This window comes from Caproiciproducens sp. (genome assembly GCF_053840905.1).
This window is the reverse complement of sequence record NZ_JBNLXQ010000006.1, coordinates 74,475-94,375: the sequence shown is the minus strand read 5'-3', so window position 1 is coordinate 94,375 and position 19,901 is coordinate 74,475. Positions and strand designations below refer to the sequence as shown.

26 protein-coding genes are annotated in these 19,901 nt (G+C 56.2%); 13 read left to right on the top strand and 13 right to left on the bottom strand.

Going from position 1 to position 19,901, the window contains the following annotated elements; genetic code table 11:
- Positions 1-7 precede the first annotated feature (7 nt).
- The 9 genes from ACQGQ5_RS07815 to ACQGQ5_RS07775 all read right to left on the bottom strand — a co-directional run bounded on the left by ACQGQ5_RS07815 (position 8) and on the right by ACQGQ5_RS07775 (position 6,132).
- The gene (locus tag ACQGQ5_RS07815) at positions 8-733 is read right to left on the bottom strand and encodes a hypothetical protein (protein WP_455735967.1); all 726 of its coding nucleotides are present in this window, start codon (positions 731-733) and stop codon (positions 8-10) included.
- Positions 734-785: 52 nt separating this feature from the next.
- On the bottom strand, positions 786-986 hold the full coding sequence (locus ACQGQ5_RS07810; RefSeq protein WP_455735966.1) for a hypothetical protein: 201 nt from the start codon (positions 984-986) through the stop codon (positions 786-788).
- Positions 987-1,018: 32 nt separating this feature from the next.
- Positions 1,019-1,564: a LemA family protein gene (locus ACQGQ5_RS07805; protein WP_455735965.1), complete on the bottom strand. Its 546-nt coding sequence runs from the start codon at positions 1,562-1,564 to the stop codon at positions 1,019-1,021.
- A 38-nt stretch (positions 1,565-1,602) separates the two neighbouring features.
- Positions 1,603-2,046 (bottom strand): DUF3592 domain-containing protein, encoded by a 444-nt coding sequence (locus ACQGQ5_RS07800; protein WP_455735964.1) that lies wholly within the window; start codon positions 2,044-2,046, stop codon positions 1,603-1,605.
- 84 nt (positions 2,047-2,130) lie between these two features.
- Positions 2,131-3,273 carry a DUF3137 domain-containing protein gene (locus ACQGQ5_RS07795; protein ID WP_455735963.1) on the bottom strand — a complete coding sequence of 381 codons (1,143 nt, stop codon included), beginning with the start codon at positions 3,271-3,273 and terminating at the stop codon, positions 2,131-2,133.
- A gap of 76 nt (positions 3,274-3,349) precedes the next feature.
- Entirely contained in the window at positions 3,350-3,733 is a 384-nt protein-coding gene (locus tag ACQGQ5_RS07790; RefSeq protein WP_455735962.1) for a hypothetical protein, read from the bottom strand.
- 58 nt (positions 3,734-3,791) lie between these two features.
- Positions 3,792-4,739 carry a hypothetical protein gene (locus ACQGQ5_RS07785; RefSeq protein WP_455735961.1) on the bottom strand — a complete coding sequence of 316 codons (948 nt, stop codon included), beginning with the start codon at positions 4,737-4,739 and terminating at the stop codon, positions 3,792-3,794.
- 78 nt (positions 4,740-4,817) lie between these two features.
- A complete protein-coding gene (locus ACQGQ5_RS07780) occupies positions 4,818-5,858 on the bottom strand; it encodes a hypothetical protein (protein ID WP_455735960.1) in 1,041 nt (346 codons plus the stop codon).
- A 25-nt stretch (positions 5,859-5,883) separates the two neighbouring features.
- Entirely contained in the window at positions 5,884-6,132 is a 249-nt protein-coding gene (locus ACQGQ5_RS07775) for a hypothetical protein (RefSeq protein ID WP_455735959.1), read from the bottom strand.
- A gap of 669 nt (positions 6,133-6,801) precedes the next feature.
- On the opposite strand from ACQGQ5_RS07775, the gene ACQGQ5_RS07770 reads away from it, so the two are divergent.
- From ACQGQ5_RS07770 to ACQGQ5_RS07755, 4 genes are all read left to right on the top strand, one after another.
- Positions 6,802-7,005, top strand: coding sequence for a hypothetical protein (locus tag ACQGQ5_RS07770; RefSeq protein ID WP_455735958.1), 204 nt, complete (start codon positions 6,802-6,804; stop codon positions 7,003-7,005).
- Positions 7,002-7,301, top strand: coding sequence for a sigma-70 family RNA polymerase sigma factor (locus tag ACQGQ5_RS07765; protein ID WP_455735957.1), 300 nt, complete (start codon positions 7,002-7,004; stop codon positions 7,299-7,301). Before ACQGQ5_RS07770 ends, ACQGQ5_RS07765 begins: the two co-directional genes overlap by 4 nt.
- A gap of 165 nt (positions 7,302-7,466) precedes the next feature.
- Positions 7,467-7,784 (top strand): hypothetical protein, encoded by a 318-nt coding sequence (locus ACQGQ5_RS07760; protein ID WP_455735956.1) that lies wholly within the window; start codon positions 7,467-7,469, stop codon positions 7,782-7,784.
- 31 nt (positions 7,785-7,815) lie between these two features.
- Positions 7,816-8,070 carry a hypothetical protein gene (locus ACQGQ5_RS07755; protein WP_455735955.1) on the top strand — a complete coding sequence of 85 codons (255 nt, stop codon included), beginning with the start codon at positions 7,816-7,818 and terminating at the stop codon, positions 8,068-8,070.
- Positions 8,071-8,104: 34 nt separating this feature from the next.
- Here ACQGQ5_RS07755 and mnmA read toward each other — a convergent pair whose 3' ends face one another.
- Both mnmA and ACQGQ5_RS07745 read right to left on the bottom strand, forming a co-directional pair.
- Positions 8,105-9,178: a tRNA 2-thiouridine(34) synthase MnmA gene (gene mnmA / locus ACQGQ5_RS07750; RefSeq protein ID WP_455735954.1), complete on the bottom strand. Its 1,074-nt coding sequence runs from the start codon at positions 9,176-9,178 to the stop codon at positions 8,105-8,107.
- A gap of 9 nt (positions 9,179-9,187) precedes the next feature.
- Positions 9,188-9,715, bottom strand: coding sequence for a hypothetical protein (locus tag ACQGQ5_RS07745; RefSeq protein ID WP_455735953.1), 528 nt, complete (start codon positions 9,713-9,715; stop codon positions 9,188-9,190).
- Positions 9,716-9,875: 160 nt separating this feature from the next.
- On the opposite strand from ACQGQ5_RS07745, the gene ACQGQ5_RS07740 reads away from it, so the two are divergent.
- The 3 genes from ACQGQ5_RS07740 to spoVAE all read left to right on the top strand — a co-directional run bounded on the left by ACQGQ5_RS07740 (position 9,876) and on the right by spoVAE (position 12,880).
- Positions 9,876-10,538 (top strand): CpXC domain-containing protein, encoded by a 663-nt coding sequence (locus tag ACQGQ5_RS07740; protein ID WP_455735952.1) that lies wholly within the window; start codon positions 9,876-9,878, stop codon positions 10,536-10,538.
- Positions 10,539-10,543: 5 nt separating this feature from the next.
- Positions 10,544-12,412 (top strand): asparagine synthase (glutamine-hydrolyzing), encoded by a 1,869-nt coding sequence (gene asnB / locus ACQGQ5_RS07735; protein ID WP_455735951.1) that lies wholly within the window; start codon positions 10,544-10,546, stop codon positions 12,410-12,412.
- Between the two features lie 111 nt (positions 12,413-12,523).
- Entirely contained in the window at positions 12,524-12,880 is a 357-nt protein-coding gene (spoVAE, locus tag ACQGQ5_RS07730) for a stage V sporulation protein AE (RefSeq protein ID WP_455735950.1), read from the top strand.
- 200 nt (positions 12,881-13,080) lie between these two features.
- On the opposite strand, the gene ACQGQ5_RS07725 is transcribed toward spoVAE, so the two are convergent.
- Together ACQGQ5_RS07725 and rpsT are read right to left on the bottom strand one after the other, a co-directional pair.
- Positions 13,081-13,233, bottom strand: coding sequence for a hypothetical protein (locus tag ACQGQ5_RS07725; protein WP_170949943.1), 153 nt, complete (start codon positions 13,231-13,233; stop codon positions 13,081-13,083).
- A 168-nt stretch (positions 13,234-13,401) separates the two neighbouring features.
- The gene (rpsT, locus tag ACQGQ5_RS07720; RefSeq protein ID WP_455735949.1) at positions 13,402-13,665 is read right to left on the bottom strand and encodes a 30S ribosomal protein S20; all 264 of its coding nucleotides are present in this window, start codon (positions 13,663-13,665) and stop codon (positions 13,402-13,404) included.
- 99 nt (positions 13,666-13,764) lie between these two features.
- On the opposite strand from rpsT, the gene gpr reads away from it, so the two are divergent.
- The 6 genes from gpr to hemW all read left to right on the top strand — a co-directional run bounded on the left by gpr (position 13,765) and on the right by hemW (position 19,781).
- On the top strand, positions 13,765-14,583 hold the full coding sequence (gpr, locus tag ACQGQ5_RS07715) for a GPR endopeptidase (RefSeq protein ID WP_455735948.1): 819 nt from the start codon (positions 13,765-13,767) through the stop codon (positions 14,581-14,583).
- Between the two features lie 59 nt (positions 14,584-14,642).
- Positions 14,643-15,731 (top strand): stage II sporulation protein P, encoded by a 1,089-nt coding sequence (gene spoIIP / locus ACQGQ5_RS07710; RefSeq protein WP_455735947.1) that lies wholly within the window; start codon positions 14,643-14,645, stop codon positions 15,729-15,731.
- Between the two features lie 25 nt (positions 15,732-15,756).
- Positions 15,757-16,011, top strand: a complete 255-nt coding sequence (locus ACQGQ5_RS07705) for a hypothetical protein (RefSeq protein ID WP_455735946.1) — start codon at positions 15,757-15,759, stop codon at positions 16,009-16,011.
- Positions 15,998-16,555, top strand: a complete 558-nt coding sequence (locus tag ACQGQ5_RS07700) for a hypothetical protein (RefSeq protein ID WP_455735945.1) — start codon at positions 15,998-16,000, stop codon at positions 16,553-16,555. Before ACQGQ5_RS07705 ends, ACQGQ5_RS07700 begins: the two co-directional genes overlap by 14 nt.
- Positions 16,556-16,855: 300 nt before the next feature.
- Complete coding sequence (gene lepA / locus ACQGQ5_RS07695) at positions 16,856-18,664, top strand: translation elongation factor 4 (RefSeq protein WP_455735944.1); 1,809 nt, start codon at positions 16,856-16,858, stop codon at positions 18,662-18,664.
- Positions 18,657-19,781 (top strand): radical SAM family heme chaperone HemW, encoded by a 1,125-nt coding sequence (gene hemW / locus ACQGQ5_RS07690; protein WP_455735943.1) that lies wholly within the window; start codon positions 18,657-18,659, stop codon positions 19,779-19,781. Before lepA ends, hemW begins: the two co-directional genes overlap by 8 nt.
- Positions 19,782-19,901 lie beyond the last annotated feature (120 nt).

Here is a 19,901-nt window from a genome sequence, read left to right as displayed (position 1 = left end):
CCCTCCCTTAAAATTCCAGGTTATAGGTTTTTTGGATCGGGTTGCCGCCCGGATAGGAAACCCGGACCGTGTACTTCCCCGACCCGCATTTGAGCCCGCCGTCGGAGGGCCACCCGTTCCAGGAGAACCACCCTACCTCGTTGTTGGTGGCGCGCGGTTTTCCGGTGTCTTTATATCGGAGCTTGCCGTCCGCGTCGAAAATCTGGATGGACAGGGCCTTGCCCTTGATGCTGCTGCATTTGATGTTGAATTTGTTGGTTAGGGTGCCGCTGCTGTCCATCATCTGTTGGGCGGATGCGAAGGAAATTTTGCTCGCGTTATGGTTGACCGAGGATTTCCATGTCCAGATGGTGGTATCGTCGCTGAACAGAATCTCGGTTGCGAAGGTGACGGCAAAGGTGTATTTCCCCGAAGCAACCTTTGAAAAATCGTAGCTGAAGAGCCGGGTTTGCTTTCCGCTCTCCACCGGAACGGAGCTCTTTTTCCAGGTGGCCACGACCTTGCCCGCGGAATCGTACAGCGAGGCGTAACAAACCATATCCTTCGTGGCGTGGACATTCTGGTAGGTGTAGCTGAAATAATACTTTCCGTTTTTGACATAGTCCGCGTTTTTCTGGACAGCGATATAGTCTTTATAGTTTTCCGCATAGGCCGAAGCGGGCAGGCATACCAGCACCGTCATGGCGAGCGCCACGGCCAGCGAGAAAATACGCTTCCGTAATTGAGATTTCATAACTCTCTCTCCTTTACTCTGTTATCCCAAAGCATGGGGGTCGGACCGGCGATCAGGAAACACCGCCCAAAAGCAGGAGGGCGGCCGCCAGGTACAGCGCGGACAGCACCGTCACCAAACCGAAAACGGCCGCGGCGCACACCGCCGCCCCCATTCCGGCGCCGCTTTTTCTGCGCCGGAACGCCTTGGTCAGGGAAAACGCGGTTCCCGCGATTCCCACTGAAAAGGTTATCGCCAACAGCCAAACGGGCATGCGCGCACCTCCTTGCTGCCCGGCAGGAATGCCTATCCGATTTTGACATCCTGCCGTTTACCGGTTTCCGCTTCAAAGAAATCTTTCGGCGTCATCCTGAGACGGCCGCCTACCGCGCTGCTGGGAAAGGACGCCAGAAGCTGGTTGAAGGCCGACACGTTGCTGTTATAAAACCGGCGCGAAGCCTGAAGGTGATCCTCCACCTCCCGGATACCCAGCTGCAGCTCGCGGAACTGTTCGCTGGAGCGCAGCTCGGGGTAGGCCTCGGCAATCACGCTGATGCGTTCGGACAGCGCGTCCATCTGCCCGTTGACCGTGCCGCGTTCGGCCATGCTCATGCCTTTGCGCAGGTTGATGACGTTGGAAAAGGTATCGGTTTCATGCTTGGCGTACATTTTGCAGACGTCGATCATCTTGGTCAGGGTATCGTAGCGCTTAGTCAGCGCGACGTCGATACCCGATTCGCTCTCTTCAATTTTGACGGTGAGCCGGCGGAAGCGGTTCCCGGTGGAAATCCACCAGATGACGAAGATCAGTACCAGAACAACGGGGATGGCCAAAAAAAGAATGGGCGACATAACAACACCTCCTGAGAATTTTTGATTGATAAACAGAGCTAATGAAGGAAGGGCATCAGGATCAGCAGAGCAAAAATCAGGATGCCGAATCCCATAAAGTAAATACTGATCCGCGCGGCGGCTTTGTCTTCCACCACGTAATACTGCTCGACGTCGTCGGGATTATAGCGGACGGTGACCGCCTGCCCTTTTTGAAACCGCTGGGTTCCGGTCCCGGAGCGAGAGGTCTTTGTGATCTCCCTGCCGTCCGCCGTGTAAGTGAAAACAGGATAATAAACGTAGCTTCTCCGCGTTTTTCCGTTATCGTCGCTGTCGGTGCTGATTGAGCGTACCATTTCGCTCACGGTACCGTCGGTCTGCGCGGTGCACGCCTGTATCCGCTTCTTGTCATTTCTGCGCAAAAGAAAACCCACCATAAAGATCACAATCGAAACAGCCATGCCGATCATCATGGTTACCGCTGAAGAATCCATGCCGTCCATCTCGGAAGCCTCCTTAAAAATTCATTTTTATGGAAAATGCAGGGTCCGTGACCGGGGTAAAACTGTATTGGAATGCCGCGTGACTCATACGCGGGCGGCATCCTTGAAATACATATTGTCGATCAGCCCCGCAATCTGACCGACCTGCTCGTTTACCGTTTTCTGCTGATCCTGAACCGACTTGCCGCTGGAAACGGAGAGCTCAAAGCTGTCGACGCCGGGCATACTGACGAACAGGTACAGGAATTTCCCTTCAAACACAAACGCCAGCTGGTAATTGGCATAGCGCTTCAGGCGAAGCATCCCCTCGATCATCTGCGGCGTTAAAATCATACGGGACGCCACCTGATCGGAAGAATAGGCGTCGAACAGGCGGTTGAATTCGTCCAGCTCGGTTTCCACGCTGCTGTCGCTGACCCTTCCGGTCAGCTTTTTGAAGCTTTCGGAAAGGCTGCGGACGTTCGGAAAGCCTTCCGTAATCACCACCAGCCGCGTAGGATAGTCCTGCTGCTGCTCAAACCGCATCACGCTGCCCTCAAAGGTCGTGACGTAGGTGGTCGTTTCATTTCCCTCCGAATCTTCCCTTGTGTGCTCTTCCTGAATAAGGACGTCGCTGCGGCAGAAAGGGACGCCTTTGCGCTCGGCCCTGATCCAGTCGTTGCCGCTCATGGTGTCAAAACCCTGAATCAGGTTCAAATCGAAAAGCTCCTGCTGCGGGAAACATTTATGGGCGTCAAATTCAATGTTTTCAAAGGCTTTGGAAAGCGCATCCAGCATGGTAAGCTGCTTAAAGGAATCGCGTACCGCGATCTCCTTTTTCAAAACGACCAGAACATAGAACAGTACGGCGATGATTCCCCCGATAAAAGCGCCTGCCTGCTCAGCGACCAGGATGCCGAGGATAATCAGCGCGGCGGCCGCAACGACAAAAACAAGACGCAATACTATCAGATGCCCGCGCTGCTTTTCGATCTCCGCCGCCTGCGGAAATTCCTCCGCCAGCTTTGCGGCCCGCGAATAGCTGACCGCCGCGTGGGAGACCGACCGCACGGCGTTGACCACGGCGGTCGCCGCCAGGGACAGGATAAAAATCACAATCAGCAGGATAACGGACAGGAACAGGTTAAAGTCGAAGGACCGGAAAACCGGGAGAAACAGCAGAAGAATCACGCCAAAGCAAATTAAGAACCGTTTGCTTCGAAACATTGAAAATACAAAGGTTAACATGTCATACACTCCATTCTGCGCCGCGTGAAAAGACACGAAAACGGCGCTGCCGACCGAACGGGCCCCAAAATTTCCGTTATCCGTCTATGGCCTTTTCTTCCTTACGGCCTTTTTTTCGTGTGAACAGCCCCAAGAGCGGCTCGATTCCAGCAATCAGGGCAAGGATTCCGATTTCGGGCAGGCTCAGCAGGAAAAACGGGATGCTGCCGAGAATGCCGAACGCGGCGGCGAACAGCGGCGTCCGGGGTTTTCGGGTGACGACGCCGATCAAACCCAGGATCGCGCCCAAAAGCCCCGAAGCGATCATACCGACATAGGCGGCCGGCACATTTCTCTCATAGCCGGGGCCCGGGCTGCCGCCCAGGAAAGAACTGTAAAAGAGCAGCCCCAGCCAAAACAGAAGACAGAAAACGCCGACAAGCGCGAGGATGATCCGCGCAAAGGTTTGTTTTTTTTCCATTGCAATTCCTCCTATTCCAACCGCTCCTTCCATCCCGCGGTTTTGCGCCGCGCGCGGCCTATTTCGACAGAACCCATTTCCCGCCGTCCTGATAATAAACGCCGCCGCTTTGATAGGCATAGGCGCAGCTGAGCAAAGAACCGTCCAGACGGTAAAGATAGCATTCCTGGTTCTCAACCGTATCCAGATTGACCAGGACCATCTTGTAGTCTTTGTCCTTGCTGTAATTCGGGATATGGCCGCCGTCCCGCAGGGTTTCAAACACCCGTTTTCCTGCTTCGGCCGCGTTCAGGTAGTCGCCGGGATCGCCCTGCAGCTTATATTCCTCGGAATATTCAAGGTTCGGCCCGAAATCCAGGCCGTCCCAATACGGGGGCTCGTCGTCGCCGCCCGAACTGCCGCCGCTGTGCGTGACAAAGAAGGCGCTGCCCTCGTAGGGCTGATCCGCCGGCAGGGCGGGAAGCCCCTGAGCCGCCATATCCTCGGGATTCGTAAACCTCAGCTCCTTGCCGCCGTCCATCGAATAATAGACCGTCTTTACCGGCAGATTCGCTTTGACGGTGCGGGCCAAACTGTCCATCATGAACCAGTTGAGGCTTACCGAGTCAAAAAAATGAAAGTCCTCCTTCTGCTCGCGGTCGTCCAGCCCCCTGACCAGCGTACTGGCCGCGGACCAATCCGCATAAGCGCCGTTGGCGTCGGTACGGGCGCTCGCCAACGAGAAATCCAGCCCGCTCCACTCGCTTAACGCGTCCGCCAAAGCTTCGACGGACGGCGCCGCGTCCATTTCGACGGTTTTGCGCTTCACCCGCCCTCCCGCTTCGCCGTCGGGGTTCCCCGCCGAAAAGTCGGCGTAGAGGGAGACGGAAACCCCGGATAACTGCGGCGCCGACGACGGGCTGCTTTCCGGCTGACCGGAGCTTCCCGGTGCCGCGCCGCCGCAGGCGGTCAGCGCGAGAGCCAGCGCGCAAAAGAGCGTAAAAACTCTTCTTTTCTGTTTTTTCATGACAGATCCTCCTATCGATTTTGTGTTCCCGCCCTGCCCGCGCGGCGGGAAGGAACTGTTTTCGAATACGGCTCAAAATCAGACGCCGCGGCTGAATTCCCTGCCGTCTTCCAGCGTCAGCGCCTCTTTGCCCACCGTGAAGGCCTGCTTTGAGCCGTCGGGAAGGGTCAGCGCGAAAGCGTCTTTCGTCCGCTCCCAGGAGCCGACGCCCGTTTCGGAAAGAGAGCCGTCCGCCTGCTGTGTCTGAAGCAGGAGGGAGCCGTCGTCATAGAACTTCAGGTAAACGGCGCCTGTTTCCCGCGCTGCCGGACGCCAGAGGTCGGCGCAGTACAGGCTGACCGTCTGGCGGGCGCGTTCGCCCTCCGGGCCGCCGATCAGGCTTTCTTTAAGATAATAGTCATAATAGGTCATATCGTTGATCCAAAGCGCGGTTTTATCTTCGGCAATCGTAAAGGAACGCGGGCGGAAGGAAGTATCCAAACGGATGACTTGGAATTTGGAGCGTCCGTGGGCGTCGCTGCTTTCCGCGTCCCTGAGCTGCCAGCCGCCTTCCTCTTTGGCTACGTCCTCGTCGCCCACCCGGGCGTAAATGGCGTAGGAGCCATCCGTGTTAATGGAAACGTACTCGTCGTTTAAATCGCCGCTTTTATACCATTTTCCGGTGTAATTTTCGGCTGCCGCCGCGCTGTCGATCGGATCGCCGGGAAGAAATACCGACCCGTCCTCCACGATGGTGATCGTCCGGCCGCCGTCCTTCTGGCCGATCCGGCATTCCAGGTCGCCAAACAGGTCCAGCGCTTGAATGACAAAGGTGCCGTCGCCGTTGTCTTTGGTTTCGCCGCGTATGATTTCGTTGCCGTTTGGGTCGTAAAAGACGGCGGCATTTCCGTCAAAACTGAAAATATTCAGGGAAACGGCCGCTTCTTTGGGCTCCGCGCGGTACCACCAGGTTCCGTTGAGCGCGGACACTCCGCCCGTCTGATCGTCCGTGCCGACGCCGGAGGACGCCGCTTCGCCGCTCTCCGCGCCGGTCGCCGATTTTTCGCCGCAGCCCGCCGGCGAAAAGGTCAAAACAGCGGCACAAAGCACCGCCAGCGCCTTTTTCGTAATTTTTTTCATGGTGATTTCCTCCTTGGATCCCGGTTTATTCTTTGATGGTTTGCATCGGCAGCCAGTTCAGTATTTCCGTCAGGGCGATCCGGGTACCGTCCCGCCAGAAGATATTCTGGCCGTCGGTGCTCGGGCGGGGCAGCAATTCCAGATTCCGCAGGCTGTCATAGCGGTGGTCCGCTTTTGGCAGGCACTGGGTGTCGAACAGGATCAGATGGCCGTTACTGAGCTCGATATCCAAGGTCTGACCGTCCAGGATATCCACCCGGGCTATTTGCAGCATATGGTATCACCTCGTTTCCGCCGGACTTTCTATCCTATTCCGGTACAGCTTCAGCGTAGCAGAAAAATTTCCCTCTGTGCGGAAGGTCAAGAAATCTTATCCGTTTTTATAAAAAATTTCCATTTTTTCTTTTCCGATCTTCGCGCTCCGCCCTGGCAAGCCCCGCCGCCGGAAAAGCAAAAGCCTGACAAATCCGACGCGGCGCCGGTTCTGTCAGGCTTTTTATTCTTTTTCAATCAAACCGGGGCCGTTTCGCTTACTTTCTTTCCCCGCGATGTGGCTTCCGGGAATCCCGGAATTTTCCTGGAGCATTGTATCTCTTTTTGTTGATCTTGCCAAATGTATAGACAAGGATATAACATCCCGCAATGATCAATAAGGGGGCGAAGCTTTCCATTTTGATTCCCGCTTTCCGCTTTGGATCCTGTTCCCGCCCCGGCAAGCTGTTCCGGAGGCAGGAAAATTTTCCGCTCAGGTTTTCTTTTATTTTAACATCCCTGTAAAACGGAAACAAGCCCGATTCGCTGTACCAAGTTTGTCCCTGCCAGGGGTTTAAATAGAACATTTGTTCTAAAATATCTTGAAAAATCGCTCCTCTTTGGATAGTATGGAATTATAGGACACGAATCCGGATGCTTGCGGTCCGCTTCGGGGAAGGAAAGGAGCAATATGGACTATAACGAATGGGGCGCGGAATATTTGAATGAGGCAGAGAGGATTAAGGAACGGCTGGCGCCGCTTCGCAGGCAGGCGCGGCAGGCGGGCAACGAGGAGGCCGCCGGGCTGTACCGCAGGATCGCCCTGCTGAACGACATGTATCTGGACTGCCTGCACACAGGCAGGTATCTGGTGAGAATCGGGGCGGAAAGATGAGAAGAAAAAGCAATCTGAGCCTGGACCTGTTCGGGGACCGGCTGAATGTCGGTCGGGAAGAGGGCGGCGACGGGGGAGAGCATCTCAGGATACGCGGGACGCTGCGCCGCGCGATGGAGGGAGAGCTGACCGAACGGCAGCGCGACTGTCTGCGGCTGCGGTATTTCGAGCAGAAAAGCGTACAGGAGGTCGCGGAGATCCTCGGCGTTACGCCGCCGACCGTGTCGAAGCATCTGAAAAAAGCGCGGGAACGGCTGCGCCGGGTGGTGGGGTATTCCTTCTCGCGGTTAAATTGAGGGAGAAGTACTCCCTTCGGCGCGGACCTGCCTGCCGGGATGCGGACCATGCGGTCGGCACGCGCCTACGGCGTATGTTTTTCAGTGGCCCGACTTGCCAAATCCGTTTGTATCGGCAGGATATCTGTGATATAATTACCGATAAGAATTACAGGGTGGTGTAAGATGGCCAGATTTTTTAAAGGGGCGGGATTGGTGTTCCTGATTGCAGGGACCGGTCTTTTCCTTGCGGAGCTCGCGTCCTCCGACAAGGACTTCCGGGTTTTCCTCAGCGTTTTTACCGCGGGACTTCTCGGCCTGCTGCTGATTGCCGTCGGCGACCTGATGAACAGGGTCGATGCGCTGGAGGATCAGCTGAAAATCAGCGAAGACCGTCGGGACGACGCGCCGGAAATCATGCAGATCACCTGCCCGAACTGCGGGAAGAAATGCGATATGGATTACCCGAAATGTCCGCACTGCGGGTACGGTTTCAAGCAGTGACCGGCTTTCAGGCAAAAAGGGAGGCGGTAAAATGAACAAAGACGGCAGCCGCGTTCGGTCGATTCAGATTGTTCTGTGGGGCGCTTTTGCGGCGGTGCTTTATTCTGCGGGATTCACGCGCGGCGAATGGCAGAACTGGGTATGTTCGGTCATTGTCTTTGCCTTGCTATGCTCCTACAGCTACGGAAATCGTCCGACGCGGACGCGCCTGAAAGGGATTTTTGTCGTCTTCGGGATCTTTTGTGTAGGACTCTTCCTTTTGTATCTTCTGGAAAATAAACGCTGAAAGGGCGGAGCCATTTTTGGCTCCGCCCTTACGATTATTCCGGCTGAATCGTGCCGCCGCCGACCACGAGGTCCCCGTCGTAAAAGACGACGGCCTGTCCCGGAGTGACCGCGCGCTGCGCTTCTTCAAAATCCACGCGGACTCTTCCGTCCCCGAGCGGAACCAGCTTCGCCTTTGCGGGCTTCGCCTGATACCGCACCTTGGCGGTGATATCCGCTTCCTTTTCCAAGGTGTCGAACGGGATGAAATTGAGGTCCGCCGCAATCAGGGAGGACGCGTACTGGCTGCCCTCTTCCCCCAGTGTAATCCGGTTATGTACCGTGTCGATCCCGGTCACATACATGGGCTTTCCGAAGGAAACACCCAGCCCCTTGCGCTGACCGACGGTGTAGCGGGTGATGCCGCGGTGGCGGCCGACCACGTTTCCGCTCTGGTCCACGAAGTCGCCCTGCGGAGCGGTTTTCCCGGTGTAGCGCTCAATGAATCCGGCGTAATCGTTGTTTTCCACAAAGCAGATTTCCTGACTGTCCGGCTTGTGCGCGACGGGCAGCCCGGCTTCCTCCGCCATGGCGCGCGCCTCGGGCTTCGTGTATTTCCCCAGCGGCATCAGGGTGCGGCTGAGCTGCTCCTGTGTAAAGGAGTACAGCACGTAGCTCTGGTCCTTGCTGGCGGGCGCCTTTTTCAAAAGCCAGCGCCCGGCCGCGTTCTGTTCGATCACGGCGTAGTGTCCGGTGGCGATATAGTCAAAATCCAGCTCCTTCGCGCGGCGGAGCATGGCGTCGAACTTGACGTGGCGGTTGCAGGCGATACACGGGTTGGGCGTCAGCCCCGCCGCGTACTGCGCCGCGAAATAGTCGATGACGTTCCTTTCGAAAACGTCCGTGAAATTGAGGACCAGATGGTCGATCCCGAGCTTGTAGGCAACCCTGCGCGCGTCGTCGATATCGTCCAGCGAGCAGCAGCCGCCCGCCTGACTCTGGCACATGTATTCGTCCGGCCGCAGCCGTAGGGTGACGCCGGTAACGTCGTACCCGTCCCTGAGAAGCAGGAGCGCGGCAACGGAGCTGTCCACGCCGCCGCTCATGCCGAGCATTACTTTTTTCTTCATATTTCCCGCTCAGTCCAGCGTGGGCTGGACCTCGTCCTCGTCGTCCGCCGCTTCCTCGGCCGCTTCTTCGGACGCGTCATCCCTGTCGTTTGCCTTGTCGACAATGGGGAAATGGAGCGGAAAATCGGCGGGCGCGATCTCGTCCTCCGGTTCCGGCGCGGGGACGTCCGCGCTTTCCGCGCCGGGCTCGCCGGAGCAGCCGCACGGGCAGTAATCGCAGTCGTCCGTACAGTCGGTACAGGCGTCGTCCTCGTACTCCTCGTCGGCGGTGAGCTCGTCGAGCTTGTCAAACGCCTTTTTGATGCGCCTGTCGGCGGCTTCCACCGCTTTGCACAGGGGCTCGGTTTCCTCGTTCTGCGCGTCGCGCAGATTCTGAAAATAATATTTTCCCAATGCGACGTAGGCGCGCGCTTCGTTTTCCCTTTCGTTTTTGATCACGATCCTGATGCGATTTATCAGCGCGGCTTTGCGGTTTTTTTCAACGACATAGTCGACTGCTTTTGTTACCCTGCCGGTTACGGTTTCAAAAAAATTCATAGCGTACCTCCTGCCGCAATAGCGGTGTTCATGATGGGCTTTACTTGTTATTATTATAACTCAAAAGTTTGAAAAATAACAGGATTATTTAATTCTATTCCTTTTTTAAATTCGTTGTGATATAATGAACAAACATGCAAAGGCTAAGGAGGAAATAAAAATGCCATCGGTTGGAAACAGGGACGTAAGCTGCCCTCACTGCGGCGCCGTGGTAAAAACAGCGATGAGCCCCGAAATCAACGCCGGGGAAAATCCGGAGCTGCGGCAGCGCATTTTGGACGAAACGCTGTTTGACTGGAAATGTCCGGAATGCGGCTATGAAGCGCAGCTTGTTTATCCTTGCCTTTATCACGATAAAGAAAATCAGTTTATGGTATATGTTGTGCCGAACAGCGGCTGCTGCCGGCCGGAACCGGTCAGTGTGGGCGAAGCTTTTCCGCAGTTTAACGGAATGGCCAAGCGGGCGGTGACCTCGCTGGCGGGGCTGAAGGAAAAAGTGCTTATTTTTGAGGCCGGGCTCAACGATTTTGCGGTGGAGCTGGTCAAGCTGGCGCTCACCGACGTGGCTGGCAAAAAACACGACAGAAAGACTTCCGCCGGATACTTTTGCCGCGCGGATGAAAAAGAGAACCGGATCGTGTTTTCCTTTTTCCTGCAGGGAGAGGACGAGCCGGTTCAGCAGGGAACGCGTATGGACGTTTACCGCAAATCGCTGGAAATTGTGGAAAGCGTGGGCGCGGTTTCACGGGACGACGATTTCGTGGCGGTGGATTCCGCCGCCGCTGAAAATATTCTGCGGGTGTACCGCGGCGGGGAGGACTAAGACAGATGTGCGGATTGTGCGGATTTACCGGTGAAGTAATCGACCGCGACGCAGTGATTAAAAACATGACGGATCAAATCACCCACAGGGGCCCGGACTCCAGCGGGTTTTTTACCGATTCCGATATCTCCATGGGCTTCCGGCGCCTGAGCATCATCGACGTCGCTTCCTCGGGCGACCAGCCGATCTACAACGAGAACAAAACCCTGGCGCTTACGTTTAACGGGGAAATCTATAACTACCGGGAGCTCAGAAACATCCTGCTGGAAAAGGGGCACCGTTTTTATACCCAGACCGATTCCGAGGTGCTGGTCCACGGCTTTGAGGAATGGCACGAAGACCTTCTGACCAAGCTGCGCGGGATGTTCGCGTTTGCTATCTACGACACCGTCGACAAGAGCGTGTTTATTGCCCGCGACTATTTCGGAATCAAGCCGATGCACTACACGCAGGCCGGCGGCCATTTTGTTTACGGCTCCGAAATCAAGAGCATTCTGGAATTTCCCGGCTTTGAAAAGAAATTCAATAAAAACGCGCTGAACAATTATATCTCGTTCGAGTACGCCGTTCCGCCGGAAACCTTCTTCGAGAATGTCTACTGCCTGATGCCGGCGCACTACCTCTGGTACAAGGACGGCAAGGTCGAAACCCACCGCTACTGGGAGCCGAAATTCAGCGAGGACCCCGGCATGACCCGGGAACAGGCCGTCGGGGAAATCGAAAAGGTCTTTGAGGACTCGGTCGCCGCGCATAAGATCAGCGACGTGGAGGTCGGGTGCTTCCTGTCCAGCGGCGTGGATTCCAGCTATGTTTCCACCTACTTCGCCGGGCAGAAGACCTTTACGGTCGGGTTCGACTACGGGGAAAAATACAACGAAATCGACTGGGCGAAGAGCCTGTCCGAAAAGATCGGCGTGGAACACCACTATAAGGTCATTTCCGCCGACGAATACTGGGGAAATATCCGCAAGGTGCAGTACCATATGGACCAGCCTCTGGCCGACGCGTCCTGTATCGCCCTCTATTTTGTTTCCAAAATGGCGAGCGAGTACGTGAAGGTGGTGCTTTCCGGCGAGGGCGCGGACGAGCTGTTCGGCGGATACAATATTTATCACGAGCCGGATGATTTTGAAGGCTACAAAAAACTGCCGCTCGGCCTGCGCAGGGCGCTGGCGGCGATCGCGAAGGCGCTTCCGTTTTCCTTCCGGGGCAAAAGCTTCCTGATGCGCGGCGCGCTGCCGATCGAGGAGAACTTCATCGGCAACTGCAGCATGTTTACCATGGACGAAAAACGCCGCCTGCTGAAAAGCGATATTCCGGTTACCCGTCCGCAGGAGCTGACAAAGCCGTATTACGACCGCGTAAAGGACAAGGACGACGTGACCAAGATGCAGTATCTGGACATCAACGTCTGGCTGGTCGGCGACATCCTTCTGAAGGCGGACCGCATGAGCATGGCGAATTCGCTGGAGCTGCGCGTGCCGTTTCTCGACAAAGAGGTGTTCGGGGTCGCTTCCCGCATTCCGAGAAAGCTGCGGGTGAATAAGGAAAACACCAAGTACGCGATGCGCCTTGCCGCGATGAAGCATCTGCCGGACGCGACCGCGCAGAAGAAAAAGCTGGGGTTCCCGGTGCCGACGCGCGTGTGGCTCAGGGAGGAAAAATACTATAACCTTGTAAAGGACGCCTTTACGGGCGAAACCGCGAAGCAGTTCTTCAACACCGGCGAGCTGATGAAATTCCTTGACGACCACTACAGCGGGAAGCGGGACAACAACCGCAAGATCTGGACGGTTTTCGTCTTCCTCGTCTGGTACGATATTTATTTTAACGGCGGTTCCCACGAGCCGGGCGATATGCCCGCGGTCCGTTAGAACGCCGAAAAACACCGCCGGAGAGCTTCCGGCGGTGTTTTTTGCTGATTTAATTCTTTGGAATGTATATTGAAGCGGTCATCCGGCGACAATAAAGCCGAGGTGAAAAACATGGATTATTTATGGGCTTTTCTGATCGGCGGCGCCATTTGCGCGATCGGCCAGGTGCTGATCGATTTTACGAAGCTGACGCCGGCCAGAATCCTTGTTTTGTTTGTCACACTGGGTGTGGCGCTGACGGGGCTGGGGCTGTACGGGCCGCTTGTGGACTTTGCGGGGGCCGGCGCTACGGTGCCGCTGACCGGTTTTGGGTATCTGATGGCGAAAGGGACGCTTGAAGCGGTCAGGGAACAGGGTTTGCTGGGCGCGTTTTCCGGCGGCGTCGCGGCGAGCGCCGCGGGTATCGCGGCGGCTGTGTTCTTCGGATACGTTGCCGCCCTGTTTTCAAAGTCGGGAGATAAGAGCTAGCAAAGGCTTTCTCGTTCTGAAGATCCTGTACAGGGTCTTCCGGATTATCAACGGCCAGATCATCGGCATGCTTCTGTGGGAGCTCTGGAAGCTGTATTACCGTACGTATTTTAAAAAATATATGGTAAGGCAAAAGGCATAAAAAAACGGGCAGGTATCAAAACCTGCCCGTATCCTGTTACGGCACCGGAGGAAGTCCCTTACTGTATGGAACAATCCAGGTAGTGCTCAAGCTCCTCTTCATCCTTTTTCTTTTTCTCAAAGAAGAGGACGACGGCAACAACAGCCGCCGCGACGGCCGTCATAGCGGAAATAACGGTAATCAATATGGATAATGTATTACATTTTTTCAAAACGAGCACCTCCATTTTCAATGATTCAATCTTTTTATATAATAACCAATTCTCTTTGAAAAGTCAATCGAAGCGGCAAGTTTATGGAAATTCGCCCCCTCGCGCCGGAGGATAATAAAAAAGCAGGGCGCAAGGCTCTGCTTTTGCTTTTAAACCGCGTATTCAGGGTTATGCATTTGCCGCGTTCAGCTTGCGTGCAAGAGCTGATTTCTTTCTTGCGGCTGTGTTCTGGTGCAGGATTCCTTTTGCCGCAGCCTGGTCAATCTTCTTAATCGCAACCTTAACGGCATCCGCTTTGTTGGCATCATTGGATTCTACGGCAAGGTTTGCTTTCTTTATATCAGTTTTCAGTCCGGAATGAAAGGACTTGTTGACGAGTGTTTTTGTAGCAATAACCTTTACGCGTTTTTTGGCTGATTTGATGTTGGGCATGATTCCACCTCCTTTGACATTGTCACGTATCAATAATAATACCATCGATGGATAAAAAATGCAAGTGTTTTAAAAAAAATAGGAAAGGGCTGATTTTTTATGGTATTCCGTACCGATCTGGCGCTGGAAAATACGGAACCCAGCAGGCACGTTACACGGAAAGAAAAGGACTGCACGGTCACGCGGATAGACGAGGAGGGCAACGCCTATGTCACGCTGGAGGTCCAGGCGATCTCCGACCATATCGACAGCGACAACAGCCTTCTGACCCTGACCGCGCAGGAGCTGACCGCGCTGCTGCCGGAGAAGGGAAGCGTTTTGGTGGCGGGGCTTGGGAACCGCGCCATTACACCGGACGCGCTGGGGCCGCTCGTCGCCGAAAAAATTCTGGCGACAAGGCATATCAAGGGCGAGCTGGCAAGGGTGACGGGCCTGGACAGGCTGCGCCCCGTTTCCGTGGTGAGCCCCGGGGTGCTGGGCTGCACGGGGATCGAAGCCGTGGAGCTTTTACAGGCGCTGGTCAAGGAGCTGAACCCGGACGCCGTGGTTGCTGTCGACGCGCTTGCGGCGCGCAGCCCCGCCCGGCTGGGCTGCACGGTGCAGCTTTGCTCCGCGGGGATTTCTCCCGGGGCCGGCGTGGGAAACGCAAGGCCGCGCATCGACGAAAGCACGCTCGGCGTACCGGTGGTCAGCATGGGGATTCCGACCGTGGTGGACGCGGCCACTCTGGCGGCGGACCTGCTGGACGGCGAAACGGACGGGTCGGAGGAGAAAATCGCGCCGCGCGGCGCCCAGATGATGGTGACCCCGCGCGAAATCGACCTGATTATTTCCAGAGGCGCGAGACTGCTGAGCATGGGGATCAACGTGGCGCTGAACCCCTCCCTCAGCATCCAGGATTTTGAAGAATTGACCTGAAGCATCATGAAATTTGTCCCGCCCGCATAAGAATGAATATCATTCAATGGGGGCAGGATATGAAAAACTGGATGCAAAAGGGAATGGGAATCTGCTCGGTTGCACTGGTGTTTGCGGCGGTCGCGTGCGTTCTGGGACGTTTGCCCGTGCCGCAGGCAAAGGACGCGGCGTTCGCCGCGGCGGGCTTTATCATGCCCGCGGGCGCCGCCGAAGCAATGAAAGAGGAATATCTGGAAGAGGATGAAGAGGATAATGAGCACGGGAGCAGCGGGGCGCCGGTTTCTTCGGGCGTAAGCTCCGCCCCGGTTTCGTCACAAAGCAGCTCCGGTACGGGGGCAAGCTCACAGGCCGCTTCGGACGCGGCGTCGGGCGCGCAGTCGTCCGTTGCGCTGCCGAAGGGCGTGAAGGAAATGAGCATTGCCAATTCCGGTTCCCAATACAATAATATATGGGTAAAAAATACGAATAAAAATCATACGGTCGATATCGCTTCGGAGCTTCAGAAACAGCCGGCGGTGAAAATCGTCAAGAACTCGACGCCGCAGGTCCTGATCTACCACACCCACACGACGGAGGCGTTTCTGGGCGATACGCGCAGCCAGGACAAAGCGAAAAGCGTGGTCGCCGTGGGCGATCGGATCGCCGAGCAGCTGAAGGCCGCGGGAATCAACGTGGTACACGACACCACCCTGCACGACTACCCGAGCTACAACGGCTCGTATGACCGCTCCAAGGTGACGATGCAGAACAACCTGAAGAAATATCCGGGCATCCAGGTGACGCTCGACATCCACCGCGACGCGATGGGCACCTCCGACGGAACAAGGATCAAGCCGACTGCGACGGTCAACGGCAGGAAGGCTGCGCAGGTGATGATCATCTCCGGCTGCGACGACGACGGCACGCTCGGGTTCCCCAACTGGGAATACAATTTCAGGCTGGCCGTGCGGCTGCAGAAGTCGCTGGCGGACCTATACCCCGGTCTGGCGCGGCCCCTGAATTTCTGCGCGAGGAAGTACAATGAAAATCTGACGAAAGGCTCCCTGCTGATCGAGTTCGGCACCGAGGTCAACACCCTTGACGAGGCGGCGTACTCCGGGGAGCTGTTTGGAAAAGCGCTGGTCAACGTTCTGAACGGCCTGACCTAAGCGGAAAGGAAAAGATGTTAAAAAAATGAACAGAAAAAGGAAAAGAACTTTCTTCGCATCGTTTTTCAGCACGCTTTGCGTCCTTGCGCTGCTTTTCGGCATGGCGGAGGTCGACGCCAATTCCCGCAGAATCGGCTTTGGCGACGACAAAACCCTTCTTTACCAGATTACCGGCAAAACATGGCAGGAAACTTGCAATGTGGCGAAAGTATGGTATAATAATTTCGTATTATCATTGAGAGAGAATGCTGTGGAGGAAACGTATCATGAATCAACATAAGAAAATATGGTTTTCCGTATTCATATTGATCTTTATGTTTTCATTGTATTCCGTTACCGCCTTGGCAACTGAGATAACGCCCGAACAGGTGGAACAGATCCTGAACCAGCAGTCCTCCCAGGCTTCCTCGCGGCCCGCCGCGAGCACCGTTTCCAGCAAAGCAGCCGTCAGCTCCAGAAGGCCGGCCACGAGCAGAAAGCCGGTGTCCTCGGAAGCTTTCTCCGAAGAGTCCGGCGACGTTTCCGACGGGATTTTCAGCAGCGGAGAGGAATCCAGCGAGATTGTTCTTCCCAGCGTGGACAGCATAGAGGAAAACAATCCGCTCAGCTCCGTGATCGTGGACACCGCGGCCAACAAGAAAATGAACTGGATCGGGATCCTGTCGTGGGTGTGTATCGCGCTGGGCATCGTCGTGGTGCTGATCGTCGTGTTCAGCAACCGCCGTCCGCCGAGAGGCGGAGGCCGCAAACGCTACCGCCGTCCGAACCGCTCACACAAGAAACGCCTGCTGAACGACAAGTATTACAGAAATCTGAAATATTGATCATGGCGGCGCGCCGGAGAAAAAATTTCCCGGTACGCCGCTGTTTTTATGCGTGTCTTACAGCCCGGATTTCACCGGGCTTTGTTTCGCGCGTTTTATAAAAATTTCACCCTGCCGCACGGCCTACTGTTCAGGATTCGCGATCTGTGTTATAATATATTATTCATTATCTTTCCGGCATTTTCAGTCTGACTGCGGAGCAGCTCTGTATTGCTCCCGTTTTTGACGGGGGAACACGAGGCATTGAACAGCCGGAACTGCTGCCAAAGCCATATTATCTTTGAGGATTAGGTGATAAATTTGTCGATACCACGCGGGAGAATACGGAATTTCAGCATTATTGCGCACATTGACCACGGGAAAAGCACGCTGGCCGACCGCATTTTGGAGCAGACGAAATCCGTCGCGCTGCGCGATATGGAAAATCAGCTGCTGGACAGCATGGATCTGGAGCGCGAACGGGGCATCACCATCAAGGCGCACGCCGTTACGCTCGTTTACAGCGCGCAGGACGGGCAGGACTATGTTTTCAATTTGATCGATACCCCGGGCCATGTGGACTTTAACTACGAGGTTTCGCGTTCGCTCGCCGCCTGTGAAGGCGCGGTGCTGGTGGTGGACGCTTCCCAGGGGATCGAGGCGCAGACGCTGGCGAACACCTATCTGGCGGTGGACGCCGGGCTGGAAATCGTTCCGGTCATCAATAAGATTGACCTGCCCAGCGCACAGCCGGAAAAGGTGCGCGCGGAAATCGAGGACGTCATCGGGATTCCCGCGGACGAGGCGCCGTGTATTTCGGCAAAACTGGGAACGAACATCGACCAGGTGATGGAGCAGATCGTCAAACACGTTCCGCCCCCGCAGGGCGACGAAAACGCGCCGCTCAAGGCGCTGATTTTTGATTCCTACTACGACGCGTACAAGGGCGTGATCATCCACGTACGGCTGAAGGACGGGCAGGTGCGTCCGGGAGACACCATCCGGCTGATGGCGACGGGCGCGGAGTTCACCGTGGTGGAGTGCGGCTACGGCCGCGCGACCTGCCTGGAGCCGAGCGCGGGGCTCAGCGCCGGGGAGGTCGGCTATATCGCCGCTTCCATCAAGGCGGTGAAGGACGCCCGCGTGGGCGACACCGTTACGCTGGCGGACAACCCCGCCAAAACGCCGCTGCCGGGTTACCGCTCGGTGCAGCCGATGGTTTTCTGCGGGATTTACCCCGCGGACGGCGCGCGCTATCCCGACCTGCGCGACGCGCTGGACAAGCTGCAGCTGAACGACGCGGCGCTGTCGTTTGAGCCGGAAACGTCCGTTGCGCTCGGCTTCGGCTTCCGCTGCGGCTTTCTGGGCCTATTGCATATGGAGATCATTCAGGAACGGCTGGAACGCGAATACAACCTCGACATTATTACCACCGCCCCCAGCGTGGTTTACCGGATCACGAAAACCAACGGCGAAGTGATTTCTATCGACAACCCGACCAATTACCCCGACCCGTCGCTGATTTCGCAGGCGGAGGAGCCGATCACCAACGCCCACATCTATACGCCGAGCGAATATGTCGGCAATATTATGGAGCTTTGCCAGGACAGGCGCGGCGTCTTTAAGGATATGAAATACATCGACACCGACCGTGTGGACATCCATTACGAGCTGCCGCTGAACGAGATCATCTACGACTTTTTCGACGCGCTGAAATCCCGTACCCGCGGCTACGCCTCGTTCGACTATGAGCTGAGCGGATACAAAAAGAGCAGCCTCGTCAAGCTGGACATCATGCTCAACGGCGACGTGGTGGACGCGCTTTCCTTTATTATCCACGCCGACAAGGCTTACCCGCGCGCGCGCAAGATGGCGGAGAAGCTGTCGGAGAAAATCCCGCGTCAGCTTTTTGAGGTGCCGATCCAGGCCTGCGTAGGCGGCAGGATCATCGCGCGCGAAACGGTCAAGGCCATGCGCAAGGATGTTCTGGCCAAGTGCTACGGCGGAGATATCACGCGCAAAAAGAAGCTGCTGGAAAAACAGAAGGAAGGCAAGAAGCGCATGCGCCAGCTTGGCACGGTGGAGGTGCCGCAGGAGGCGTTTATGAGTGTGCTGAAGCTGGATGAATAACGAAAAGCCTTTCGGCCTTTATCTCCATGTGCCGTTCTGCGACGGCAAATGCCCGTACTGCGATTTTTATTCCCTGCCCGCCGACGGGGAGAAAATGGACCGGTACACCCGGCAGGTGCTCTCGGCGCTCGGGTCGTACGCGGGGCGGTACGGGCGGAGGGCCGACACGCTGTACTTCGGCGGCGGCACCCCGAACCTGCTCGGCGCAAAGCGACTGTCCGCGATCCTTGCGCGCGCAAAGGAATGCTTCGGGCTGGACGGCGCGGAAATTACCGTGGAGGTCAATCCCGCCGAGGACCTGCGCGGCTTTTTGCGGGAAATCCGCGCGGCGGGGGCAAACCGCCTGTCGATCGGCCTGCAGTCCGCAAACGAGGACGAGCTTTCGCTTCTGGGCCGGCGGCACACCGCCGCACAGGCGAAAAAAACGGTCGCTTACGCACAAGACGCGGGTTTTGACAATCTCTCCCTCGACCTGATGCTTGCCATCCAGAAACAGACAAGGGAAAGCCTTCTGCGCTCGATCGATTTCTGCGCGGACGCGGGGATTCAACATCTTTCCGCCTATCTGTTGAAAATCGAGCCGGATACGGTTTACGGAAAAAAGAAGGAAACGCTGTGCGTTCCGGACGACGACGAGGCGGGCGACCTCTATCTGTTCGCCTGCGAAGAGCTGGAAAAGCGCGGGTTTCACCAGTACGAAGTCTCCAATTTCGCGAAGCCGGGCTTTGAGAGCCGCCACAACCTGAAATACTGGCGCTGTGAAGAATATCTGGGAATCGGCCCGGCGGCGCATTCGTTTATGGAAGGGAAACGGTTCTATTATCCAAGAAGCCTTTCGGGTTTTCTCGAAGGCGGAGAACCCGTGCCGGACGGGGAGGGCGGCGGGTTTGAGGAATACGCCATGCTTGCCCTGCGCCTGACGGAGGGGCTGACGGACGAAGGCTGCCGCGCGCGGTTCGGCACGGGGCTTCCCGCGCGGATGCGGAAAGCGGCGAAGCTTTATGAAAAGGGCGGGCTGACCGTCTGCGGGGACGGCGGGTTCCGCTTTACGCCGCGGGGATTTCTGGTTTCCAACCTGCTGACGGCGGAGATTTTGTACAGCGGGGAAAGCGGATAGCGGAAAACCGCGGAGATTGCGGATACCCTTAAAGGCTGCGAAAACGCGGCCTTTTTTATAAAATTTACGATTTCACAAAGAGTTTACAAATACTATATTGACAATGGGGTAAAGTAATGG

What these genes read in the sequence shown, in the direction of transcription:
- ACQGQ5_RS07780 (WP_455735960.1), bottom strand. Translation starts at nt 5,858, where the DNA reads ATGAAAAAAATTACGAAAAAGGCGCTGGCGGTGCTTTGTGCCGCTGTT.
- ACQGQ5_RS07770 (WP_455735958.1), top strand. Translation starts at nt 6,802, where the DNA reads ATGGACTATAACGAATGGGGCGCGGAATATTTGAATGAGGCAGAGAGG.
- asnB (WP_455735951.1), top strand. Translation starts at nt 10,544, where the DNA reads ATGTGCGGATTGTGCGGATTTACCGGTGAAGTAATCGACCGCGACGCA.
- ACQGQ5_RS07815 (WP_455735967.1), bottom strand. Translation starts at nt 733, where the DNA reads ATGAAATCTCAATTACGGAAGCGTATTTTCTCGCTGGCCGTGGCGCTC.
- ACQGQ5_RS07755 (WP_455735955.1), top strand. Translation starts at nt 7,816, where the DNA reads ATGAACAAAGACGGCAGCCGCGTTCGGTCGATTCAGATTGTTCTGTGG.
- gpr (WP_455735948.1), top strand. Translation starts at nt 13,765, where the DNA reads ATGGTATTCCGTACCGATCTGGCGCTGGAAAATACGGAACCCAGCAGG.
- ACQGQ5_RS07775 (WP_455735959.1), bottom strand. Translation starts at nt 6,132, where the DNA reads ATGCTGCAAATAGCCCGGGTGGATATCCTGGACGGTCAGACCTTGGAT.
- ACQGQ5_RS07700 (WP_455735945.1), top strand. Translation starts at nt 15,998, where the DNA reads ATGAATCAACATAAGAAAATATGGTTTTCCGTATTCATATTGATCTTT.
- ACQGQ5_RS07800 (WP_455735964.1), bottom strand. Translation starts at nt 2,046, where the DNA reads ATGGACGGCATGGATTCTTCAGCGGTAACCATGATGATCGGCATGGCT.
- ACQGQ5_RS07810 (WP_455735966.1), bottom strand. Translation starts at nt 986, where the DNA reads ATGCCCGTTTGGCTGTTGGCGATAACCTTTTCAGTGGGAATCGCGGGA.
- ACQGQ5_RS07740 (WP_455735952.1), top strand. Translation starts at nt 9,876, where the DNA reads ATGCCATCGGTTGGAAACAGGGACGTAAGCTGCCCTCACTGCGGCGCC.
- ACQGQ5_RS07785 (WP_455735961.1), bottom strand. Translation starts at nt 4,739, where the DNA reads ATGAAAAAACAGAAAAGAAGAGTTTTTACGCTCTTTTGCGCGCTGGCT.
- ACQGQ5_RS07765 (WP_455735957.1), top strand. Translation starts at nt 7,002, where the DNA reads ATGAGAAGAAAAAGCAATCTGAGCCTGGACCTGTTCGGGGACCGGCTG.
- ACQGQ5_RS07795 (WP_455735963.1), bottom strand. Translation starts at nt 3,273, where the DNA reads ATGTTAACCTTTGTATTTTCAATGTTTCGAAGCAAACGGTTCTTAATT.
- hemW (WP_455735943.1), top strand. Translation starts at nt 18,657, where the DNA reads ATGAATAACGAAAAGCCTTTCGGCCTTTATCTCCATGTGCCGTTCTGC.
- rpsT (WP_455735949.1), bottom strand. Translation starts at nt 13,665, where the DNA reads ATGCCCAACATCAAATCAGCCAAAAAACGCGTAAAGGTTATTGCTACA.
- ACQGQ5_RS07805 (WP_455735965.1), bottom strand. Translation starts at nt 1,564, where the DNA reads ATGTCGCCCATTCTTTTTTTGGCCATCCCCGTTGTTCTGGTACTGATC.
- ACQGQ5_RS07745 (WP_455735953.1), bottom strand. Translation starts at nt 9,715, where the DNA reads ATGAATTTTTTTGAAACCGTAACCGGCAGGGTAACAAAAGCAGTCGAC.
- spoIIP (WP_455735947.1), top strand. Translation starts at nt 14,643, where the DNA reads ATGAAAAACTGGATGCAAAAGGGAATGGGAATCTGCTCGGTTGCACTG.
- spoVAE (WP_455735950.1), top strand. Translation starts at nt 12,524, where the DNA reads ATGGATTATTTATGGGCTTTTCTGATCGGCGGCGCCATTTGCGCGATC.
- mnmA (WP_455735954.1), bottom strand. Translation starts at nt 9,178, where the DNA reads ATGAAGAAAAAAGTAATGCTCGGCATGAGCGGCGGCGTGGACAGCTCC.
- ACQGQ5_RS07790 (WP_455735962.1), bottom strand. Translation starts at nt 3,733, where the DNA reads ATGGAAAAAAAACAAACCTTTGCGCGGATCATCCTCGCGCTTGTCGGC.
- ACQGQ5_RS07705 (WP_455735946.1), top strand. Translation starts at nt 15,757, where the DNA reads ATGAACAGAAAAAGGAAAAGAACTTTCTTCGCATCGTTTTTCAGCACG.
- ACQGQ5_RS07760 (WP_455735956.1), top strand. Translation starts at nt 7,467, where the DNA reads ATGGCCAGATTTTTTAAAGGGGCGGGATTGGTGTTCCTGATTGCAGGG.